20 protein-coding genes and 1 pseudogene are annotated in these 19,974 nt (G+C 70.6%); 8 read left to right on the top strand and 13 right to left on the bottom strand.

All coding sequences use genetic code 11. From position 1 onward, the window contains the following. Positions 1-247: hypothetical protein (locus tag VEB62_RS10975; RefSeq protein WP_324799281.1), on the top strand; the 247-nt coding region annotated here is incomplete at its 5' end. A gap of 335 nt (positions 248-582) precedes the next feature. Here VEB62_RS10975 and VEB62_RS10970 read toward each other — a convergent pair. From VEB62_RS10970 to VEB62_RS10960, 3 genes are all read right to left on the bottom strand, one after another. After that, the gene (locus VEB62_RS10970; RefSeq protein ID WP_324799279.1) at positions 583-1,956 is read right to left on the bottom strand and encodes a serine hydrolase; all 1,374 of its coding nucleotides are present in this window, start codon (positions 1,954-1,956) and stop codon (positions 583-585) included. 132 nt (positions 1,957-2,088) lie between these two features. Further along, positions 2,089-3,402 (bottom strand): sensor histidine kinase, encoded by a 1,314-nt coding sequence (locus VEB62_RS10965; RefSeq protein ID WP_324799276.1) that lies wholly within the window; start codon positions 3,400-3,402, stop codon positions 2,089-2,091. A 20-nt stretch (positions 3,403-3,422) separates the two neighbouring features. Beyond that, entirely contained in the window at positions 3,423-4,127 is a 705-nt protein-coding gene (locus tag VEB62_RS10960) for a response regulator transcription factor (protein ID WP_324799273.1), read from the bottom strand. A gap of 707 nt (positions 4,128-4,834) precedes the next feature. Here VEB62_RS10960 and VEB62_RS10955 point away from each other — a divergent pair. The 3 genes from VEB62_RS10955 to VEB62_RS10945 are packed head-to-tail and all read left to right on the top strand — an operon-like array spanning position 4,835 to position 8,198. Next, on the top strand, positions 4,835-5,128 hold the full coding sequence (locus VEB62_RS10955) for a DUF3761 domain-containing protein (protein ID WP_324799270.1): 294 nt from the start codon (positions 4,835-4,837) through the stop codon (positions 5,126-5,128). A gap of 31 nt (positions 5,129-5,159) precedes the next feature. After that, complete coding sequence (locus VEB62_RS10950; RefSeq protein ID WP_324799266.1) at positions 5,160-5,534, top strand: hypothetical protein; 375 nt, start codon at positions 5,160-5,162, stop codon at positions 5,532-5,534. A 3-nt stretch (positions 5,535-5,537) separates the two neighbouring features. After that, positions 5,538-8,198: a type IV secretory system conjugative DNA transfer family protein gene (locus tag VEB62_RS10945; RefSeq protein ID WP_324799263.1), complete on the top strand. Its 2,661-nt coding sequence runs from the start codon at positions 5,538-5,540 to the stop codon at positions 8,196-8,198. A gap of 19 nt (positions 8,199-8,217) precedes the next feature. Here the strand turns inward: VEB62_RS10945 and VEB62_RS10940 are convergent, their stop codons facing one another. Genes VEB62_RS10940 through VEB62_RS10905 form a run of 8 tightly spaced genes read right to left on the bottom strand, consistent with a single transcriptional unit; the run spans position 8,218 to position 14,191 of the window. Then, entirely contained in the window at positions 8,218-8,961 is a 744-nt protein-coding gene (locus tag VEB62_RS10940; RefSeq protein ID WP_324799261.1) for a prepilin peptidase, read from the bottom strand. Then, positions 8,958-9,446, bottom strand: a complete 489-nt coding sequence (locus tag VEB62_RS10935; RefSeq protein ID WP_324799258.1) for a hypothetical protein — start codon at positions 9,444-9,446, stop codon at positions 8,958-8,960. The genes VEB62_RS10940 and VEB62_RS10935 overlap by 4 nt, the downstream gene beginning before the upstream one ends. Next, positions 9,443-9,925 carry a hypothetical protein gene (locus VEB62_RS10930; protein WP_324799255.1) on the bottom strand — a complete coding sequence of 161 codons (483 nt, stop codon included), beginning with the start codon at positions 9,923-9,925 and terminating at the stop codon, positions 9,443-9,445. Before VEB62_RS10930 ends, VEB62_RS10935 begins: the two co-directional genes overlap by 4 nt. Then, positions 9,922-10,704, bottom strand: a complete 783-nt coding sequence (locus tag VEB62_RS10925) for a hypothetical protein (RefSeq protein WP_324799253.1) — start codon at positions 10,702-10,704, stop codon at positions 9,922-9,924. The genes VEB62_RS10930 and VEB62_RS10925 overlap by 4 nt, the downstream gene beginning before the upstream one ends. After that, positions 10,674-10,934 carry a hypothetical protein gene (locus VEB62_RS10920; RefSeq protein WP_324799250.1) on the bottom strand — a complete coding sequence of 87 codons (261 nt, stop codon included), beginning with the start codon at positions 10,932-10,934 and terminating at the stop codon, positions 10,674-10,676. The genes VEB62_RS10925 and VEB62_RS10920 overlap by 31 nt, the downstream gene beginning before the upstream one ends. Then, a complete protein-coding gene (locus VEB62_RS10915) occupies positions 10,934-11,320 on the bottom strand; it encodes a hypothetical protein (RefSeq protein ID WP_324799247.1) in 387 nt (128 codons plus the stop codon). The genes VEB62_RS10920 and VEB62_RS10915 overlap by 1 nt, the downstream gene beginning before the upstream one ends. Continuing rightward, positions 11,310-12,500: a type II secretion system F family protein gene (locus VEB62_RS10910; protein ID WP_324799244.1), complete on the bottom strand. Its 1,191-nt coding sequence runs from the start codon at positions 12,498-12,500 to the stop codon at positions 11,310-11,312. Before VEB62_RS10910 ends, VEB62_RS10915 begins: the two co-directional genes overlap by 11 nt. After that, complete coding sequence (locus tag VEB62_RS10905; protein WP_324799241.1) at positions 12,497-14,191, bottom strand: GspE/PulE family protein; 1,695 nt, start codon at positions 14,189-14,191, stop codon at positions 12,497-12,499. Before VEB62_RS10905 ends, VEB62_RS10910 begins: the two co-directional genes overlap by 4 nt. A gap of 71 nt (positions 14,192-14,262) precedes the next feature. Here VEB62_RS10905 and gspG point away from each other — a divergent pair, with 71 nt between their 5' ends. From gspG to VEB62_RS10890, 3 genes are read left to right on the top strand one after another with little or no spacing between them, the layout of a single operon-like run. After that, positions 14,263-14,721 (top strand): type II secretion system major pseudopilin GspG, encoded by a 459-nt coding sequence (gspG, locus tag VEB62_RS10900; protein WP_324799238.1) that lies wholly within the window; start codon positions 14,263-14,265, stop codon positions 14,719-14,721. Beyond that, complete coding sequence (gspD, locus tag VEB62_RS10895; RefSeq protein ID WP_324799235.1) at positions 14,718-16,736, top strand: type II secretion system secretin GspD; 2,019 nt, start codon at positions 14,718-14,720, stop codon at positions 16,734-16,736. Before gspG ends, gspD begins: the two co-directional genes overlap by 4 nt. Before the next feature lie 22 nt (positions 16,737-16,758). Then, on the top strand, positions 16,759-17,400 hold the full coding sequence (locus VEB62_RS10890) for a hypothetical protein (protein WP_324799232.1): 642 nt from the start codon (positions 16,759-16,761) through the stop codon (positions 17,398-17,400). A 59-nt stretch (positions 17,401-17,459) separates the two neighbouring features. Here VEB62_RS10890 and VEB62_RS10885 read toward each other — a convergent pair whose 3' ends face one another. Together VEB62_RS10885 and VEB62_RS10880 are read right to left on the bottom strand one after the other, a co-directional pair. After that, positions 17,460-18,281, bottom strand: coding sequence for an Ig-like domain-containing protein (locus VEB62_RS10885; RefSeq protein WP_324799230.1), 822 nt, complete (start codon positions 18,279-18,281; stop codon positions 17,460-17,462). Further along, positions 18,278-18,661: a hypothetical protein gene (locus tag VEB62_RS10880; RefSeq protein ID WP_324799228.1), complete on the bottom strand. Its 384-nt coding sequence runs from the start codon at positions 18,659-18,661 to the stop codon at positions 18,278-18,280. The genes VEB62_RS10885 and VEB62_RS10880 overlap by 4 nt, the downstream gene beginning before the upstream one ends. Before the next feature lie 359 nt (positions 18,662-19,020). On the opposite strand from VEB62_RS10880, the pseudogene VEB62_RS16755 reads away from it, so the two are divergent. Then, positions 19,021-19,524: pseudogene (locus VEB62_RS16755) on the top strand (transglutaminase domain-containing protein); the annotation flags it as partial. Positions 19,525-19,974 lie beyond the last annotated feature (450 nt).

Here is a 19,974-nt window from a genome sequence, read left to right as displayed (position 1 = left end):
GGCGGACCTCGACGACGACGCCTTCGTGCCGCCGGCCCTCGCCGACGGCGAGCCGCTGGTCCTGCCCGGCGTCGCGGCGATCAAGCTCGCCGACGAGCCGCTGGTGCTGCCGGGGACCGGGGACACGCCGCTGTTCCTCGCCCTCGAGGCCCGCGTCGCCCCCGCCGGCGGCTGGATGGCCCTCATCGACGACCAGGGCCGGCTCCTCGGCGACGCGGACCTGCGCAGCGACGACTGGATGGGGTGACCAGGAATCGACCGGGCCCCCGCCTCCGTGAGGCTCGGCGGCATCACCAGGCCGGGATGATGGTGGGGCGAAAGAATGGCCCCGCGGCAAGCAACCCATGCCCTTGGCGTCGGCTCGCGGGCAAGCAGCCAATGTCCGCTCCTGGCGCATGCCGGCTGCTGATAGGTGTTTCCCTTGTCTCGCCTCAGCGCTCCTCTCCCAAGGGCCGGAGACGAACGAAGCTGGGCAGCATGAAAGCGGCGTTCGCGTCCATGCCTTGGGCTACCAGCTGACCCGCCAGTTCTCCGTCGACGGGCACGACCTTGAGCGACAGATTATGCGACGCCCGGGCCGCTTCAGGGATGTTGCTGGACCCGGAGAACCGTCCGGTGAGGGCGCCGTTCTCGTAGGCGGGCTGAGCGAGCGTCGTGCTCGCCTGGGCCCCCAGTTGCACGGTGACCTCGCCGTTTTCCTGGAAGCTCAGGGTGATGGGCTGCTCGCCGGCATGGCTGGTCACGGCGCCGACCCATCGACCGCGGAAGGGAATGGGCTCGGGAGCGGGCGGGACCGGTTCGGAGGCCGGTTCCAGAAGCTCCGGCGCGATCGCCTCGCGGATCGCCTGCCCAATCCTGCCGAGCGGCGCAGAGGCGTTCGCGAGAAGCACGAAGGCGATCTTCTGGTCCGGGAAAAAGGCCATGACGCTGCTGACGCCCGGCTGGCCCCCGGAATGCCAGATCTGCGGGTGACCGTTGCTCGTCGTCACAATCCAGTTGGGCTCCAATATCCCTGCGCGGAGCATCGGGCGGCGTCGGCATCGGATAGGCGCTGGCCGGGCGCTGCATCGCCACTCGCGTCTCGGGGCTGAGGATCGGCTCCTGATCGGACAAGGGCGTGCCCATGTGGAAGGCGAGGAAGCGCGCCATATCGTGGGCGCTGGCCCAGACGTCGCCGGAGCCCGGATGATCCGTCATGTAGAGCCGCATGGGGTTACGATCGTTGTCGTACCGGACCGCCGCTTCGACGCCGACGGGCAGGCCAACCGCGCTGTGGCTCATGCCCAGCGGGCCGAACACCTCGCGCTGCAGGTACTCGCCATAGGACAGGCCGGACGCCCGGGCGATCGCGGCGTCCAGGATCTTCATGCCGATATTCGAGTATTCGAAGCGGGTATTCGGCGGGAAGACCACCATCCCGAACCGGGAGATGGTTTGCTCCGACCCGGCCGGCGCTGAGCCGTCCAGATAGAAGTTGCCGTACTGGGGCAGCCCGGCCGAGTGGGACATGATGCGGCGGGCGGTCACCTGGTCGGCGTCGAACGCATAGCCGGCGAGCCTGACGCCGCCGAGGTAGCGCTCGATCGGAGCGTCGATGTCGAGCCGGCCGGCTTCCTGAAGCTGCATGACCGCGGTTGCGGTGATCGGCTTTGTCATCGAGGCGAGTGAGTAGGGCGTGTGGGCGGTGGCGGGAATCTGCCGCTCGCGATCGGAGTAGCCGAAGGCTTCCTCCCAGACGATCTGCCCATCCTGAACGACGGCCACAGCGATGGACGGCACGTTGGCCTCCTGCAGCGTCTGCTGAATAACCCTGCGCACCGCCTCAAAGCGGGCCTGGGATCGAGGGCTGCTCTCTGCCGAGCCCGCGGTTTGGGCGATAGAAGCCGCGGGCAACCCGCTGGCGACAATGAGGGCCGTTAGGCTGACGGCGGCGAGACGGGAGAATTTCAGCGGCATGCCAGGTTCCGTGTGTCAGGACATCAGGTTCTGCCGGTGGGCGGCATGATGGACACCTAGCCCGCGCGGCTGACGCCTGCCTGTCGTGCATGGGCATGGCGCGACAGTTGATGGACAGTTGTGGGACGCCGGTCAGCCGGCGCCCGTATCCGGCCCTGAAAACTGCAGGCGAAAGATCGTCCTTGCGCCGTCGCAACGCCAGTAGACCTCTCCGCCCAAGCCCCGCATGACCTCGCGCGTCAAATGTAGGCCGAGCCCTGATCCACCGGTCTCCCCGCCGCCCCGGGCGAAGGCCTCGAACAGCCGCTGCTGCAGGGACTCAGGCACACCCGGCCCCTCGTCGATCACCTCGATCCGCCCGTCGCCCAGGACGACGCTGATCAGGCCGCCGCCGCCGCCGTGCTGAACGGCGTTGCTGATCAGGTTTGTGACAGCTCGGATGACCGCTTCGCGGTTACCGGAGACGATAACCGGAACCTGCGGCGCTTCGAGCGCCAACTCGTAGCCGGCGTTTATGGCCATGGGCGCCAGGGACGAGATGACCTCCCGCGCCAGCTCGGTCAGATTGACTGGGACCCGAGGCCCGGTTGGCAGCGAGAACCGCTCCAGATCCAGCATTTGCTCTGCGAGGCGTGAGACTTGCAGGACGGCTCTTCGGAGGGCCTCGCGCTCCTCGGCCGGACTGGACAGGGTGTCTACGCGAAGCGAGAGGACCGCCAGCGGCGTGCGCAGCTCATGCGCCACGTTGGATATCAGCCGCTTTCGCCGGCCAAGTTCGATTTCGAGGCGCTCAAGCGCGCCGTTAAAGGCGCGCGCGAGTGGCAGTAGCTCGGGCGGCGCCCGGCTTTCGTCCAGTCGGCGGCCGACATCATCCGGCTGGATGGAGGTGGCCTCATCGACGATCGGACGTATGGCCCGCGACAACAGCGGGATCGCCAGCAGCAGCGCGATCACGCCCAGCGCTCCAAGGCCGAGAATGACCGCCACAATGGGCGCCAGCGAGAAGCTGCGCAGCACGTCGGCTGAGGTGACGGTGTCCGGGTCTACCCCGCCAACCGCCAGGAGGATCGGGCGGCTATCGATGTCGCGCCGCTCTATCGCCACCTCGGGCAGCAGCGCGCCGAATCCTTCGTCGCTGTTGGTTCCTGGATCTGTCGGCAGACCAAACAGCCGCCGGGCGGGCGGCGGCGGGTCGCCCAGGACGAGGAAGCGGTCCTCATCGCCGCCGATCAGCCATAGCGAGGGATTTCGCGCGGCGAGGGACGCGAACGCCCCGTCGGTTGGAATGACCCACCCGCGGCGCTCGAACGTGAGCTCCTCGCGGGCGAACTCCAGCGCCAGGCTCGCGCCGCCCAGACGCGTGGTTCGACCCTCCGACACGCTAAAGCCGAGCACGATCGCGATCGTGAGGACATGGACCGCGAGCAGAGCGGCGACCGCGCGCAAGGCCAGTGATCGCGGCCACCTCAGCATGGGCGCAGCATGTAGCCCACGCCCCGTATGGTCCGCAGGTCGACCCCCGCGTCCTCCATCTCCAGCCGCCGGCGCAGGCGGGAGACCTGGGTCTCCAGCGCATTGCCTGAGACCTCCTCGTCCAGCCCGTAGACTTCGGACTCCAGGTGGGTCCTTTGGACCACGCGTCCGGCCTTGCAGATCAGGACAGCGAACAGAGCCAGTTCGCGCCGGGGCAGCGGCAGCGGTCTGCCCCCCACGCGCACCTCGCGGCTGACCGGGTCGAAGGTGAGCCGGCCAGATTCTATGATGGTTTTGTCCCCGCGGTCGATCGGCCGGCGACATGCGGCGCGCACGCGGGCATGCAGTTCGGCCACCGAGAACGGCTTGACCAGATAGTCGTCCGCCCCCGCGTCCAGGCCCTCGATCCGGTCAGCCACGTCGTCACGGGCCGTGACGAATATGATGGAGGGGCGAGGCGTTCGGGACCGGGCGACCGCGACCAGGGCAACGCCGTCGCCATCGGGCAGGCTCCGGTCCAGGAGGATGAGCCGGTAGGGTCGCTGCAGAACAGCCTCGAACGCATCCGCGAGCGAGGTCACGTGATCCACCGGCCAGCGGTCCTGCTCAAGCGCGCAGACCAGCGCTCGCCCAAGGGCGGGGTCATCTTCGACCAACAGAATGCGCGAGCCGTCGTTCACGGCGTTAGCGTATCGCACGTTCCTGTCGGGAAGCTGGCGTTAAGGTTGGGTCTCCGCCCCGACTAACCCTGAGGCCTGGCTGAGATCGTTCTTCCGCTCGCCTCGGATGTGTAGGATCGCCGGGCACATTGTCGGCTGTCTTGGATCTGAACCGGCGGTCACCTTTGCGGAACGCCGGTCATGCGGAAAAGCCCTAGGCCGCGCCTCCCAGCCAACCCCCTTTCGAGCCTGATCTGAATGTCGGCTCGCGGGCAAGCAGCCATTGTCCGCTTCTGGCGCATAGAGGCTGTTGGATGCGGGCCAGGCGGGCGGGTTGGGATGGTTGTCAAAGGCCGGCCACGGTGCCTCGGCGGTTTGCCCGGAAGGCGCGCCACCGGCCCATGGCGTCAGCCTTGTCCGGATTCCGGTTTGCCACGTCAGGGAAGACGTACAGGTCCAACGCGTCACGCCACGACCGATTCTGACGCAAGCTAGGAATATAGTCCTCTCCTGGTTGACCGCAAGGAGAACGTCATGACCATCACGCCGGAACATATCAGCGCCTTTGCGATCCTGATCACCGCGCTCTCTGGCCTGGTCTGGAGCCTCCGCCGGAAGCGATAGGGCGAGGGAGGGTTCAGCCTCGTCGCCGCGGCGCGGTCTTCGTGACCGGATCACTTAAAGGTTGCGAGGCGTGAATGCGCGCTGCATGGTAGCGAATAGAGAACGTCGTTCGGGGAAATTTGATGCGGGCCTGTTTGAAGCGGATCGCCATGGCGGCGGCCGGAGTCCTGATCCTTGCGCAACCGGCGCTGGTCATGACGGCCGTGCCCGGAATCGCCGCCGCCGCGGTCGCGCCCACATGCGCGGCCGGCTATTACGAGAACAGCCGGGGTCGATGCGTGCGCCGCCCGACGCGGACGCCGGACGATCGGCCGCCGGCCGGGGCCAGCGCCCGTTGCCGCGACGGCACCTACAGCTTCAGCCAGAGCCGGCGTGGCACCTGTTCCGGCCACGGGGGCGTCGCCGCCTGGCTCTAGCGAGAGATTTTCACCAAAGGGGGAGGGGACGATGAAACTGCTGTTGCGGCGCGACCAGCGCGCGGGCCTGCTGGGCAAGGTGGTGTTCACGCTCGACGTGCGGGCCGACCTGTCCGCCGACGAGAAGGAGCGCATCCGCAGATTCAAGCTCCAGGACACGGAGCTCTACGCCAGTCACGAGATCACCGGCGGCAGCGGCCTGCTCGGGGTCGCCTCGCGGCTCGCGTACAAGGCCGTGACCCTGACCCTGACGGTCAAGGACCTGGAAGGCGGCAAGCGCGTCGAGGTCAAGGACGTGGTCGAGCTGCTGGCGATCGAGGGTCACATCCGGCAGGCCGCCCAGACCTTCAAGGAGGTTCTCGACGCCGCTTCGCATTTCGGCGGCGAAGAAGTCCTCGAACTCTAGCGCGTGTTCCGCACGAGCGATCTGACCCACTGGCTCGGCGGCGGCACCCGCGGCCGCGAGCTCCAGGACACCCGCGACCGCTGGGCCGAGGTCGAGGCGCTGTGGCGGGCCTCGCCGCTGGCGACGACGCCGGTCGACGACCTCGCCGTCGACCTGATCAAGACCGTGATCCGGGCGAGCGATCGCGTGCCGGCCCTGCCGGTGCTGATCGCCGCCGCCGACGCGGCCGAGGGGCTGTTGCGGGCCGAGGACCTCATCGCCCTGGAAGCCGACTGGCCGGTGATCGAGGGCGATGCGGCGGTCGCCGTCGAGGTGCGCAAGCTGCTCACGCGCCGGCGTCGCTGGGCCGCCGATTTCGGGGGGATGTTCGGTCTGGTGCGGACGCGGCTGACCGAGGGCTTCATCGCCCTGTTCAAGGATCTGCCCGAGGGCTGCTTCACGGCCTGGGACACCGGGACCGGGGACGCCCTGGGCGTGCCGCTGATCGAGCTGCTCGACCGGCCGGCGGAGGCGGTCGAGCGCTTCGTCATGCTGCCCTACGACGACGCCGCGCTGCGCCTGGAGCTGTTCGAGCGGCTGCGGGTGCGGCTGATCACCAATATGCTCGTCGCCTCGGGCTTCTCGCCGGAAGCCGATCCGCACGCGGTGTCCGAGCGGCTGATCGTCCCCACGCGCCAGAAGAGCCGCACCCCGTCCGAACTGGTCGAGCTGTACCTGGGCGGCACGCCGTTCGCCGACCTGCTCGACCTGCCGGTGCCGTTCCGGGTGCCGGACGAGATGCGCTTCGAGCACTGCCACATCATCGGCGGCACCGGCCACGGCAAGACCCAGCTGCTGCAGCGGCTGATCCACGACGATCTGGTCAAGGCGCTCGAGGACGGCCGCTCGGTGGTGGTGATCGACAGCCAGGGCGACCTGATCCAGAAGCTGCTGCGGCTGGAGCTGTTCTCGCCGGACGCCGAACGGAGCCTGGCCGACCGGCTGGTGCTGGTCGATCCCTCCGATATCGAGTTCCCGGCGGCGCTCAACCTGTTCGACGCCCATCTGGACCGCACCGAAGGCTATTCGGCCGTCGACCGCGAGCGGGTGCTCAACGGCGTGGTCGAACTCTATGAGACCTTCTTCGGGGCCATGCTCGGGGCCGAGCTGACCCAGAAGCAGGGGGTGATCTTCCGCTACCTGGCGCGGCTGATGATCACCATTCCGGGCGCGACCCTGCACACCCTGATGCAGGTCATGGAGGACGGGGCGCCGTTCAAGCCGTACATGGGCCAGTTGCAGGGCTCGGCGCGGCATTTCTTCGCCACCGAGTTCTTCGCTCCGTCGTTCGCGGCCACCAAGAAGCAGATCCTGCGCCGGCTGTGGGGCGTGCTGTCGACCCCGGCCTTTGAGCGGATGTTCCTGCAGCGCGAGAACAAGCTCGATCTCTACGCGGCCATGAACGCCGGCAAGATCATCCTCGTCTCCACCGCCAAGGACCTGCTCAAGTCGGACGGCAGCGCCCTGCTGGGCCGCTTCTTCATCGCCATGATCGCCCAGGCGGCGCTGGAGCGCTCGGTCATCCCGGCGGACGAGCGCACGCCGACCTTCGTCTATGTCGACGAGGCCCAGGAGTATTTCGGGGACGACGTCGAGACCATCCTCAACCAGGCCCGCAAATACCGCGTCGGGCTGACGCTGGCGCACCAGACCCTCGACCAGCTGTCGCCGCGGCTGCGCGCGGCGCTGCACGCCAACACCTCGCTCAAGTTCGCCGGCGGCGTCTCGGCCCGGGACGCCCGCGCCTTCGCCGACGAGCTGCACACCACGGCCGAGTTCATCGAGAGCATGCGCCGGCGCCGCGACCGCACCGAGTTCGCCGCCTGGCTGAAGAACATGACGCCCGGCGCGGTGCGGCTGACCACGCCGCTCGGCTATCTCGAGCGGCAGCCGACCTCCAGCGGCGAGGCCTTCGAGCGCCTGCTCGAGGCCAACCGGGATCGCTACTGCGGCGTGCCGATGGACGTGGAGCTCTTCACCGCGCCCGCGTCGCCGGGTGCGCCGGGACTCGCCGATCCGGCGCCGCGATCCCGGGAGACCCTGGCGTCGGCCCTGTCCGCGGAGCCTTTCGTCGATAGTCCCGTGTCGCGGCCGCGGCGCGATCCGCCATCGCACCACCCCGGCAAGGGCGGGTCGCAGCACCGCTATCTGCAGTCGCTGATCGGCGAACTCGGCCAGCAGCAGGGGTTCCGCGCCACGATCGAGGCCCCGGTCGCCGGCGGGCAGGTCGACGTGCTGCTCGAGCGCGACGGCCTGCGCGTCGCCTTCGAGGTCTCGGTCACCACCCCGACCGGCCAGGAGGCGGCCAACGTTCGCAAATGCCTCGCCGCCGGGGTCGACCGGATCGCGCTCGTCCTGGTCAAGTCGCGCGCCACCGGCGTCCGGTTCCGCGAGACTGTTCTCGCCGGCCTCGAAGAGGCGGACCAGGAGCGGGTGACGTTTCTGACGCCGGAAGCCCTGCCAGACTACATCCAGGGCCTGTCGGCGCCGCCGGATCCCGCCGACACTCTCGTCAAGGGCTATCGGGTGAAGGTCCGCCGGGTCGTCGCCTCGGCGGACGAGGTGAAGGCGCGCCGCGAGGCGGTGACCCGGATCGTCGCCCGCTCCTTGTTCCGGGACCCCTGAGCGGCGGACCGCTGGCCGTTCAAGACTGTAGACTCCACACCAGCCAGATGCCGATCCCCAGCAGAGGGGCGAACGGCACGCGGTCGTTCGACGCCACCTCGCTCCCGGCGAGCCGGCGCGCGACGACGAGGCTGACGCCGGCCAATGAGGCGATCAGCAGGACGAAGGGCAGGCCCTGCCAGCCGACCCAGGCGCCGCCGGCCGCGAACAGTATGGGATCCCCGCCGCCGAGGCCGTCGCGGCCGCGGAGCCGCCGGTAGGCGACCCCCAGGAGCCAGAGCGCCGCGAACCCGGCGGCAGCGCCCAGCAAGGCGTCGGGGAGGGTGACCGGTTCGACCGCGGCGGCGGCCACCAGGCCGGTCGCCAGCAGAGGAAGGGTCAGCCGGTCGGGCAGCCACAGGTGTTCGAGATCGACCGCGGCAATCAGCAGCAGCTGCCATCCGAGCAGCGCCGTCAGGCCCGCCTCGAGCGGCGTGGCGGTCGCCAGCGCGGCCCAGAGTCCGACCGCGGCGGCGGCCAGCTCCAGCATCGGATAGCGCGCCGGAATGGCGCTTCGGCAGGTCCGGCAACGGCCGCGCAGGGCCAGATAGCTCAGCACCGGAACCAGGTCCGGCCACCCCAGGCGACGGTCGCAACCCTGGCACCGGGAACGGCCCGCCACGACGCCTTCCCCGGCGGGAAGGCGCAGGCTGACCAGCCCCAGGAAGCTCCCAACCACCAGGCCGGTCACGCCGAGCGAGGCGGCGAGCAGAGGCGTCGTCATCCGCCCTCTGGAGACGGGACCGGCGCGGCGGGAGCCGCCATCGTCCCGGCTCCGGGCGCCGGGGTCGGCGGGGGACCGGCCGCGAACACCTCGAGCCGGCGGTCGCCCTCCGGCCCGCGCAGCGTGACTGTCCGCGTCGTGACGGCGACGAGCCGCCAGCCGTCGAGCGTCTGCCCGACCGCGACGCCTTCGACCTCGCCGGTGGCGGCGCTGCGCAGCCAGGCGCGCCGTCCGGCGAGGCCGACCAGGGCCGGGACGGCGGCCGGGGCCGGCGCGTCGGAAAGGGCGTCGGTGGATCCCAGCCGGATGGCGAAGCCGGTCATCGGTCCGCCCCTGCGGGTCTGGTGATCCGGCCCGAGGTAGCGTTCGGCCGCTGGCGCCGCCGCAGGGCGGGCCGCAGCAGCGGGCCAGACCAGCAGAAGCAGGGTCACGAGGGCGCACAGACCGAGCAGGCCCGGCGCCCAGTGGCGCGCCAGCTTCGTCATGCGATCACCATCAGCAGCACCAGGGCGGCGGTCCCCTCCTGGTCCGATCCGATTCCCAGCGACAGGGATTTGAGGCGGACGGCTTCGCGGTTGACCGCGACCCAGTTGGCCGCCGCCGCCGAGGCGGCCGCGTCGCCGCGCGCCAGCACGCGCACCTCGGCGAGATGCCGGCCGCCGCCCAGGGGTCGCAGCTCGGCCATCTCGACGGAGGTGACGGCCAGGCCGAGCTCCCCCAGCCGGCCGTTGAGATACTCCCCGATGGCGATCTCCGCCGTCGCGCCGTTGCGCCGCAACAGGGGCGGACCCGGCGTCCACGCCCTCGTCACCGACGCTGGAGAAGCTGCCGGCTGGAGCGCCTTCCTCGCCCCCGTTACGGCGTGGACGTCGCGTCCGACCGCGACGGCCGAGGTCAGGGCGACGCCAATCAGGACGACGCTGGCGATCGCCGCCCCCCGATGGATCCAGACGGTCCGGTTCACGCGCAAACCTCGCTCGGGAACACCACGGCGGCCGGTCCGGCCGACCCCGCGGCGGGCGCGGGGAGACCCAGGGCGTCGATCAGCGGCGCGACCTCCGTCCCCGGAGCAAGGGCGAGCGTGACGCGCCGCGGATCGGCGATGACGCCGGTGACGGCGACGCCGCCGGGCCGGACGGCGGCGATCCGACCCGCCGCGCACAGATAGCGTGTGGCGGCGTCGGTCCTTTCCAGGGACGCCCATTCGGCCCGGGCCGCGGCGCGCTGGCCGGAGAGCCGAACCTGGCGCGTCTCCAGGCGTTGCGCCGCGGCGATCTCGGGCAGGCGGCGATCGCGCCATTGCTCCGCCCGCAGCTGGCCGGCCAGGGCGACGGCGGCGAGCCCGAGACAGACCAGCGCCAGCTTCGGCGCGTGTTTCAGCCAGCGGGCCTCCCGGTCGTCGATCACCCCGGGGTTGCGGAAGCGGAAGGCCACCGCCTGGCCCTCGACGGTTTTGGTCACGACCACGGTCCGCTGGTCGCTTAGGGCCGGATCAGCCAGGGCCGAGCGCCGCAGGACACCGAGCGCATAGACGGTTTCGCCGGCGTCCGACCGGAGGGGCGCGAGGTCGAACACGGTGTCGGCGGCGGGCAGGGGGGATAGCCGGTCCAGCTGCAGCCGCACGATGGCGCGGGCCTGCCGGACGGAGCGGGTCGGCAGGCGCAGCACGCGCGTCATCACCTCGAGCTCGGGCCGGGAAGGCGGCGCGGGGGTCAGGTCGAGGGCGAGGTCGTCGAACGGCATGATCGGCTGACGGTATCGTATTCACAGCGTTCGGGAAGGTCGCATCGGTAGCGGACGCGGCCTTTCGGGATCGGGGCGCCGCCGCCGGGCTCCGGCGGCCGGCATCGCGGGGCGGGCCGGTCCGCCAGACCCGCCTGGGAGACGGCGAGCCGATGGCTGGCCCGGGCCAGGGCCGAATAGCCGGCGCTGACGCCGACCAGCAGGATCGAGGCGACCGTCATGGCGATCATCAGCTCGAGGACGCTGTAGCCGGCGCGGGCGGCACGACCGCCTCGATCACCAGGTCCGGGCCGAAGCGGCGATCGACGACGATCCGCAGCCGCCGCGCCACCGAGGGCGTCCCGTCGGTGGCGGCGCTGCTGCTGACGTAGGTCCATGACCGTCCCTCGGTGACGCCGGACTGGCGACCGTCGGGCCGTTCGCCCGTATAAAGCTGTTCGTAGAGATCGTCGGCGACCCGCACCGCCGTCAAGCGGTCTCGCGCCTGGGCCATGCGCGAGACGGCGTTGGCGGCCAGGGTCACCGCGGCGGTGACGGCCAGCACCGTGATCGACAGGGCGACCAGGGCGTCGATGGTCAGATAGCCGTCTCGCCGTCGCTCCGCTCTACATCGCAACGGCGTCACCGACCGCCAGCAACCCCTGGAACACCATCATGGTGATCAGGCCGACCAGGCCGCCGACCACGATGATGACCAGCGGGGTGAGCACCGACAGCACCCGCTCGATGGCTTCCTGGGCCCGGGCCGCGAGGTCGGCGGAGCCGTCGTTCAAGGCCGCGGCGATCTGGCCGGAGGTTTCGCCCATCTGCACATAGTGGATCAGGTCCGGCGGACAGACGGCCACGCGCCGCAGCACCTCCGAAAGCCGGACGCCTTCCATCAGCCGTTCGTCCTGCGCCGCGAGCGCGCGGCTGAGGGAGGCGATGGTCACCGGCTCCCGGGCCAGCCGCCAGGCGGGCGCCAGGGGAACACCGGCCTGGAGCATGACGGCGAGGCGGGAGGCGAGGTTGGCGAAGACGAAGTCGCGCAGCGGCGAGCGTTTGCCGCGCATCAACAGCCACGCCACGAGGTCGCCGGCCAACCGGCGCGCCGGGGGCAATAGCGCAAGGGCGACGGCAAGGCCGCCGGCGACCGCGCCGAGGACCGGCATCAGCACCCGAACGATCACTCCGAAGGTCAGGACGGCGCGGGTCTGGGCCGGAAGGTCGCCGCCCATGCCCTCGAAGGCGGGCTCCAGGGACGGCAGCACCGCGTAGGCGTAGATGGCGATCGAGCCGAAGGCGACCAGGATGACGAAGGCCGGATAGAGGCACAGGGTGATCAGCCGCTTCTTCAGCTGATCGGCCGCGGCCAACGACCGGGCCCCGGCCGCCAGAACCTCGCTCTGGCGGCCGGAGGCCTCGCCGCCGCGGGCCAGGGCCTGCAGAAACCGCGCCGGGGTTCCATCCGCGACCTCCAGCGCCCGGGACAGGGGCTCCCCGGCGATCAGGCGTTGCCGGACCTCCCGGGCGATGGCGCCCATCCGCGGCGTCTCGCGGGTCTCCAGCAGCGCCAGCGCCTGGGCCAGGGCCATGCCGCTGGTCATCAGTTGGGCCAGGTCGCGGCCCAGACGCGCGGCCTCGGCCTCGGTTAGCCGCAGCCGCCCCGGCTGCTGGAGCAACGCCCGACGGATGACGAGGGGGTGAAGACGGGCGTCCAACAGGCGGTCGCGCAGGGCGGCCGCGTCCGCGGCGTAGCCGACGCTCCTGTGACGACGCCCGTCCGCGCCCAGCGCCGTGTAGCGAAAGGCCTTCATCGGTCGGCGACGCGCCAGGCGTCGCCCCAGTCGATCCGCCCGTCGGCCGATTGCTCGAGGGCGTCCTGGCGCAGGGTGGCGTAGCCGGGCTGGTCCGCCAGATGCCGGCGCAGGACCGAGGCGTGCGCGCCCGACCCGATCAGTTCGCCCAGCTCCGGGGTGCAGACCATCAGCTCGCTGACCGCGCGCCGGCCCCGTCGTCCGGTTTGCCCGCAGGCGGAACAGCCTTGGGCGCGGCCGACCGGGGTGGACGGCGGCGACAACCCGGCGTCACGGACGGCGGCGGCTTCATCGTCGTCCAACGGCGCCGTCGTCTTGCAGGTCGGGCAGAGCTGCGCCGCCAGGCGCTGGGCCATCACTCCGATCAGGGCGTCGCCGAGCAGATAGCGTTCGACGCCCATGTCGATCAGGCGAGAGGGCGTCGTCGCGGCGTCGTTGGTGTGCACCGTGGCCAGCACCAGATGGCCGGTGAGGCTGGCCTGCACGGCGAGGCGGGCGGTTTCCGCATCGCGGATCTCGCCGACCAGAATGACGTCGGGGTCGTGGCGCAGGAAGGAGCGCAGGGCGGTCGAGAAGGTGAATCCGGCCGCCTCGTTGACCTGGCTCTGCAGGATGTCCTCGAACACATATTCGACCGGATCCTCGACCGTCAGGATCTTGTTGCGCGACGAGGCCAGCTGTCGCAGCCCGGCGTAGAGGGTGGTGGTCTTGCCGCTGCCGGTCGGGCCGGTGACCAGCAACAGCCCGTGACTGCGGGTGAGGAGCTGGCCGAGCCCTGCGGCCACCGCCGAGCGCAGGCCGAGCCGCTCGAGCGAATAGTCGACGTCGCGCCGGGTCAACAGGCGCACCACGAGCGATTCGCCGAACACGGTCGGCGCCGTGGAAATGCGGACGTCGACGGGCACGCCGCGGACGTTGATCGTGGTCCGCCCGTCCTGCGGCGCCCGGCGCTCCGCCACGTCCAGGTCCGACAGCACCTTGACCCGGGCGATCAGGGCCGGGCCGATCTCCACCCCGAGCCGCTCCTGGTCCTGTAGGTCGCCGTCGATGCGGAAGCGCACCCGGGCGTGGTCGATCTTCTGCTCGATGTGGACGTCCGAGGCGTTGAGCAGAAAGGCCCGCTCGAGGATCTGTTCGCAGACGCGCACCACCGGCGCATCCCGGGCGATGTCCTTCAGGCGCTCGGCGTCGTCGAGCCAGGTGGCGGTCGAGGGCGAGGGGAGGGCGGCGTCCGACGGCGACGGTTCGGCGATGTCCTGCACGCGCCGCCAGGCGCTCAGCGTGATCGTCCGCACCGGCACGTCGCGGCCCAGGGCGAAGCGCAACGCATCGCGAGTGGTCTCGTCGCCGGGATCGACCAGGCCGAGGCACCAGCCGCCGTCCTCGCCGGCCATGGCCACGGCGTAGCGGTCCTGCAGGAAGCGGACGCTGAGCCCCGGCATTTCGACGCGCTCGATCGGCAGGGCGTCCGGCCAGCGCGGGGCGTCATGCAGGGCGCTGCAGGCTTCGGCGATCGCCTCCTCGGTGGCCAGGCCGAGCAGGCTTAACGCCACCGCCAGCGGCTGCCCCGAGCTGGCGCTGGCGCGCTGGGCGCGCTCGATGGCGCTGCCGCGCAGCCCCAGCGACTCCGCCAGGACCGAGCGGGCATGGACCGGCGCCGGCAGTTCGAACTCGTCGATGGATGCAACCATGTGAACGCCGTGGACTCGGCCCCGCTCCCCCTATAGTCGGACAGGAGTAGCGTGTTGGTTCGGGGGGAACCATGGGGAAATCAGCAAGGGGAGCGAGACGGACCGCGCGCGCCCGCCGGGCCGGCTATACGCTCACCGAAATGCTCGTGGTGCTGGTCATCATCGGTCTGATCAGCGCCATCGTCGTGCCCCAGACCCTGGGGCAGATGGATCGCGCCAAGGTGCGCGCGGCGCGCCTGAAGATGGAGAGCGTGGCGGCGGCGCTTGAGATGTATTCCGCCGACCTGGCGCGTTACCCGACCCGCGAGGAAGGTCTCCCGGCCCTGATCGACCCGCCCGAAGGCGTCGCGGAGTGGGCCGGACCCTATCTGTCCGACGCCGCCCTGACCAGGGACCCCTGGGGCCGCCCCGTGGTCTACACGCCGCCGGCGGCGATGGGCGACCGTTTCAAGCTGACCAGCTACGGCGCCGACGGCGCGCCGGGCGGCGACGGCTTCAAGCGCGACATCGTGCTGCAGGCGTCGCAATGAAGGTCGTGATGCGCGGGGCGCTGTGGGCGACGCTGGCCCTGCTGGCGGGGTGCGAGACGTCGCGGGACATTCGCGCCGACCTGGCCGTGATCCCCCGGAACCGGCCGGCGACGCCGGCGCCGGCCACCGCGGCTGACCCGCTTGAGCTGGTGCAGGGCGACGATCTGTCCTGGCGCATCGAAAGTCCGGCGCTCGCCCCTGCCGCCCCAGCGGCGCAACGCTCGCCCGAGCGTACCTTCAACATCGTCTTCGACCAGGCCCCCGTCGCCGCCATCGCCGACGCGGTGCTGGGGCAGTCGCTGCGACGCTCCTTCCGCATCGATCCGTCGGTGCAGGGAAGCCTGACCTTCAGCCTGACCGGCCGGATGAGCGAGGCGCAGGCGCTGTCGAGTTTCGATCGGGCGCTGCGCAGCCTGGGCGCCGCCGTCGTCGCCGAGGGGCCGGGCTACGCCGTCGTGCCCGCCGCCCAGGCCGGACGCCTCAACGCCCCGCCGGTTCTGGCTCAGGAGGGCGTCGACGTCCTCGCCGGTTCGGCGGTGTATCAGGCCCGGTCGATCGGCGCGGTGGAGATCGCGCGACTGCTTGAGCCGCTGGCCCGGGACGGCGCCGAGGTCCGCGCCGATCCCGCCCGCGAACAGGTGTTCATCTCCGGTGATCCGACGACGGTGAACGCCCTGGTGCGCACTGCCCGCTCGCTGGACGTCGACTGGCTGCAGGGCAAGAGCCTGCAGTTCTTCCCGGTGCGGCACGCCGCCCCCGCCGACATCGCGTCGGAGATCCGTCAGGTTTTCGGCGGCCCGGACGGGCCGACCGGGAGCCAGATCCAGTTCATCGAACTGGACCGGCTGAACGGGCTGCTGGTCATCGCCCGCTCGCCGGCCGGTCTCGATCGGGCGGCGGAATGGATCCAGCGCTTCGATCGCGCCCCGCCGCCCGCCGCGCGCCGGCTTCGCTCGATCCCGCTGGCCAATCTGGAGGCCGACCAGTTCGTCACGACCCTGTCGTCCTTGCTCGACACGGGAGCGGGTGGTTCGGAGGCGGCGTCCGCGCCTGCGCCCGCCAGCGCCGGGGAAAACGGAGCGCCCGCGACGGCGAGCCCCGCAGTGTCCGCGACCCGCACGGCCAGCGGGCTTCGCCTGACCGCGGATCCCCGCACCAACGCCATCATTCTGCTCGCCGACGACGCCGAGTATCGCAACGTGCTCGACATCGTGCGCGAACTGGATGCGCCGCCGCCGCAGGTGCTGATCGAGGCGACCATCGCCGAGGTGACGCTGAACGACCGCGTCCGGTTCGGCGTCCAGTGGTTCTTCGACGACGGCGACTTGACCGGCGGATTCTCGTCGGGCTCCAACGCGGACGCGGCGGCCAGCTTTCCCGGCTTTTCGCTTCGCTATTTCGATGTGGACGTCCGGGCGGTCCTCAACGCGCTCTCGAGCGTGACCGACGTGCAACTGATCTCCACGCCCCGCATCCTGGTCCTCTCCAACGAGAGCGCCGAACTGCAGGTCGGCGATCAGGTGCCGATCATCACCCAGACGGCGACCGGGTTGAACAACGACAGCCGGGTTCTGAACAGCGTTCAGTACCGCGACACGGGCGTGTTGCTGTCAGTGACGCCGCGGGTCACCGAGAGCGGCCGCATGTTCATCCAGATCGAACAGGAGGTCAGCGAGGTGTCCGGCACCACCTCTTCCGACATCGATTCACCCACCATCCAGCAGCGCCGGCTCAGCACCCGCATCCAGGTCGAGGACGGCCAGCTGGTTGTGCTCGGAGGCCTGCTGCGGTCCAGCCGCAGCCTGGGCGATACGGGCGTTCCCTACCTCAGCCGCATTCCGGCCTTGGGCGCGCTGTTCCGGACGCGCGACACCACCGAGCGTCAGACCGAGCTGGTGATGTTCCTGCGCCCGACGGTGATCCGGGCCCGCTCCGACATTGACGCCGTCACCAACGAGATGGTCGGACGCCTCCAGGTGCTGGGATTGCCCGTTGAGCCCGCCCCGGCGCCCTGATGCCCGGCTGCGCGAGGGGTATGTGTCCCTGCTCGCCATGTCGTTCACGTTCGGTCTCGCGGTGTTCGGCGGCGCCCTGGCGGCAGGGCTGCATGCCTATCTGACTGCGTCCGCTTGGGAGGCACGCGACATACGCACGCGGATCGCCCTGGAAAGCGCGGCGGCGACGGTTCTGGGAGGCCTGGCGGCTGGCGGTCCGGTGACGGCGGAGATCGAGACGGCCTCCGACGGGAGCGGGCAACGGGTCTCCATCATGGTTCCCGCTTCCAGGGCGGACCTGGCGGAGGACGCGCCAGAGACAATCGCGGCCGCCGCCAAAGCCGTCGGCCTGGTCCTCGATCCGAGCTTCACCTCAAGAGCCCGCGGCTTGGCCGAGGTGTCCGCGCACCATCGCCTGAGCGCCCCCCAGGAAGACTGCCTCAGGCAGGCCTTCACCTACGGTCGGGGCGGCGCGCCCATGATGACCGCCCGGGGGCTTGAAGGGGCCCGTTTGCGCGCCGGCGACCAGGTCGATCTCAGAATCCAGGCCGCTGACCCCGCCCGGACTGTCCTATGGATGCGGGCGCGCTTCACGGGTTCGGAAACGGGCTGGCAGGTTCACGACCATCGCCTCCTGCGCGGCGTGACCGCGTGCCCCCGAGCGCGCGCCGCGCGGCCCGGATAGTTGAGCCCTCTCGGGACGGAGCGCTCAGGCCGACGGGCCGGCTGCGGCCGTCGGCGGCGCTATTGTATCTCGCACTCCGTTTGTCCGGGCGGCGGAACGCACTCGTCTGGAGGCGCTTCGCCCGTCGTCACCCCGACCGAAACGGATCCGACGGCGGTTCCCCCGTTTCCGTCGCTGACGGTGTAGGTGAAGGTGTAGGCGCCCGCTTGGTGGGGCGCATTGTAGATGACGTGTCCGCCACCGGAGGCGATGCTCGCCGTGCCGCCCGTGGGCGTGGATACCGCGGTGACGGCGAGCGAATGGCCGTTGGCGTCGGTGTCGTTTGCCAGCACCATGATCGCCTGGAAGGTGTCGATCGTGGCGGAGGCGGAGTCGGCGGCGGCCACCGGCGGGCTGTTGGTGAAGGACACCGTGACAGTGACGGTCGCGCTCGCGGCTCCGCCGGCTCCATCGAGGATGGTGTAGGTGAAGGTCTTGGCGCCGGTGGTGGCGGGCGCGGTGTAGCGGACGGAGGTCCCGCCGCCCAGGATCGCGACGCTTCCGCCGCCAGTGGGCGAGCTCACCGACGATATGGTCAGGGGGTTGCCGTCCGAATCGCTGTCATTGGCGCGGACGTTGATATCGACGCTGGACGAAGCGGCCACCGACGCCGCGTCATTGACGGCCACGGGCGCCGCGTTGGGCGGCTCCTCGGCCAGGATCGCTGTGCGGTTTCCGGCGGCGTCATACCGGTAGGTGACGGTCACGCCATTCGAATAGACGGCGCGGATCAGGCGGCCGGCGCTGTCGTAGGTGTACTGGACATCCGCCGCGGCGGGCAGGGCCGCGCCGAGCAGGCATAGCGCTGCGGCCCCTGCCAACAGTTTGCGATAGCCGGTCATTGCGCTGAATCTCCAGTCACGGACTGATTGGCCGCCATGAGCGCGGGGGAGGGGCCCGCCTCAAACGCCCGGGCCGCGGCCTGGCTGGCCTTCCACTCCCGTTCATGGGGCAGGCGGGGCGGGTGGGCGCGCAGGCCGTGGGGCTGGAATGCGAACCAGATCGTCGCGGCGCCGACCGTAAGGAGCCCGGACAGAACCGCGGCGCGCGGCCAGGACACGGCCTGGGCCCGATCGGCCAAGGTCCGGCCGGCGTCCCAGCGTTCCCGATCGACCAGGGCCGCGGCCTGAAGGGTCAGCCAGTCCGAACAGCGCCGGCCAGCCTCGATGGCGGCCGCCAGACCTCGCCGCGCGGCGTCCCGCAATTCTGTTGGCCCCCGCACGGCGTCCTCCGCATCCCCGAGCCGACTTAGATAGCGCTTGCCGGTCGCCGTAAAGGCCCGCGTCACCTCTCGGTGGAGAAACCTGTGCGCTGGCGCTCTCGGCTGGGCGGAGCCGCCAGTGGCCCAGGCTGAAGCCGGTTGGGATGAGAACGGGAAAGTATTTCGGGGGATGAACAGGCCGATTGCCCCCCGCGGCCATCCAAGAGGGCTATGCACGTCGGGCGCGATATGCCTACCTCGGATACGGCCAAGGTTCGGGGGAACGCGTGCAGGCGATCATCAATATCTGTCTCCGGCGCCTTCGCGGCGCGGGCCGCTCTTCCTCGATCCGGTCGGCGATCGCCCTGCTGTTGTTCGCCATGACGCTCAGCGTCGGGGTTTCGACCACGGCCCAAACCGGTGGTGGCTCCACCGGGCCGGCCCCGGCCTCGGTCAAGATTCTGACGGGCGCGCTGATCTCGCCGGCGGAAGCGAACGCCCGCTACGGAATCTTGGTCGGTCACACGGACGGCATCTGCCGCGACTACGGATCGAAGGCCGAGCTTTGCCCAGGCGGGTCCGGCGGCGCCGCGCCCTTGGCGCCGGAATTGCGCGAGCTGTCGCGCGCCCTCCGCGGCGGTCCTGGCCTGAATCTCCAGGATGCGGCGGCCGTGCAGGAGCACGTCGATCTGGTCTATGAGTACGTCCGAAACCGGATCGACACCGAGTTCATTTTCGGATCGCACAAGGGGGCGCTCGGGGCGGTCATCGAGGGGTCCGGAACGGCCTTCGACCAAGCCTCCCTGATGGTCAAACTCTTGCGCGCCTCGGGCGTCGCCGCGGACTATCGCTACGGCACGATCACGCTGACGGCGGAGCAATTTTCGGCCTGGACCGGAATCTCCCAGGCCAAGGCCGCCTGTGCGCTGCTGGCTGCGGGCGGCGTGCCGGCGACGGTGTCCGGCGGATGCACGAGCGCCGGGTCAACCAGCGACGTGACCCTGGCCCACGTCTGGGTCGCCGCCCCGATCGGCGGCCAGACCTACGTGTACGACCCGGCCTACAAGACCTATGATCACGTGACCGGAATCGATGTCCGCCAAGCCATGGGTCTGTCCGCCGGCGAAGCCCTCGCCGACGCGACGAGCGGCATGAACTCGGGCTCCACAAGTTCGGTGCCTTACGTCTCGGGCCTGAACCGGAGCGGCCTGGACCACCAGTTGAACACCTACGCCACCGCCTTGCTCGATCGCCTTGAGGAGGAGGATGTCCGGGGTGCGGACATGGCCGACACTGTCGGCGGGCGCGTCATGCATGCGGTCTCCCGGCCCGTG

The sequence above is a fragment of the Brevundimonas sp. genome (assembly GCF_035626975.1).
Taxonomy (GTDB): Bacteria; Pseudomonadota; Alphaproteobacteria; order Caulobacterales; family Caulobacteraceae; genus Brevundimonas.
The sequence above is the reverse complement of the archived record's forward strand: the minus strand, read 5'-3'. Positions and strand labels throughout refer to the sequence as shown.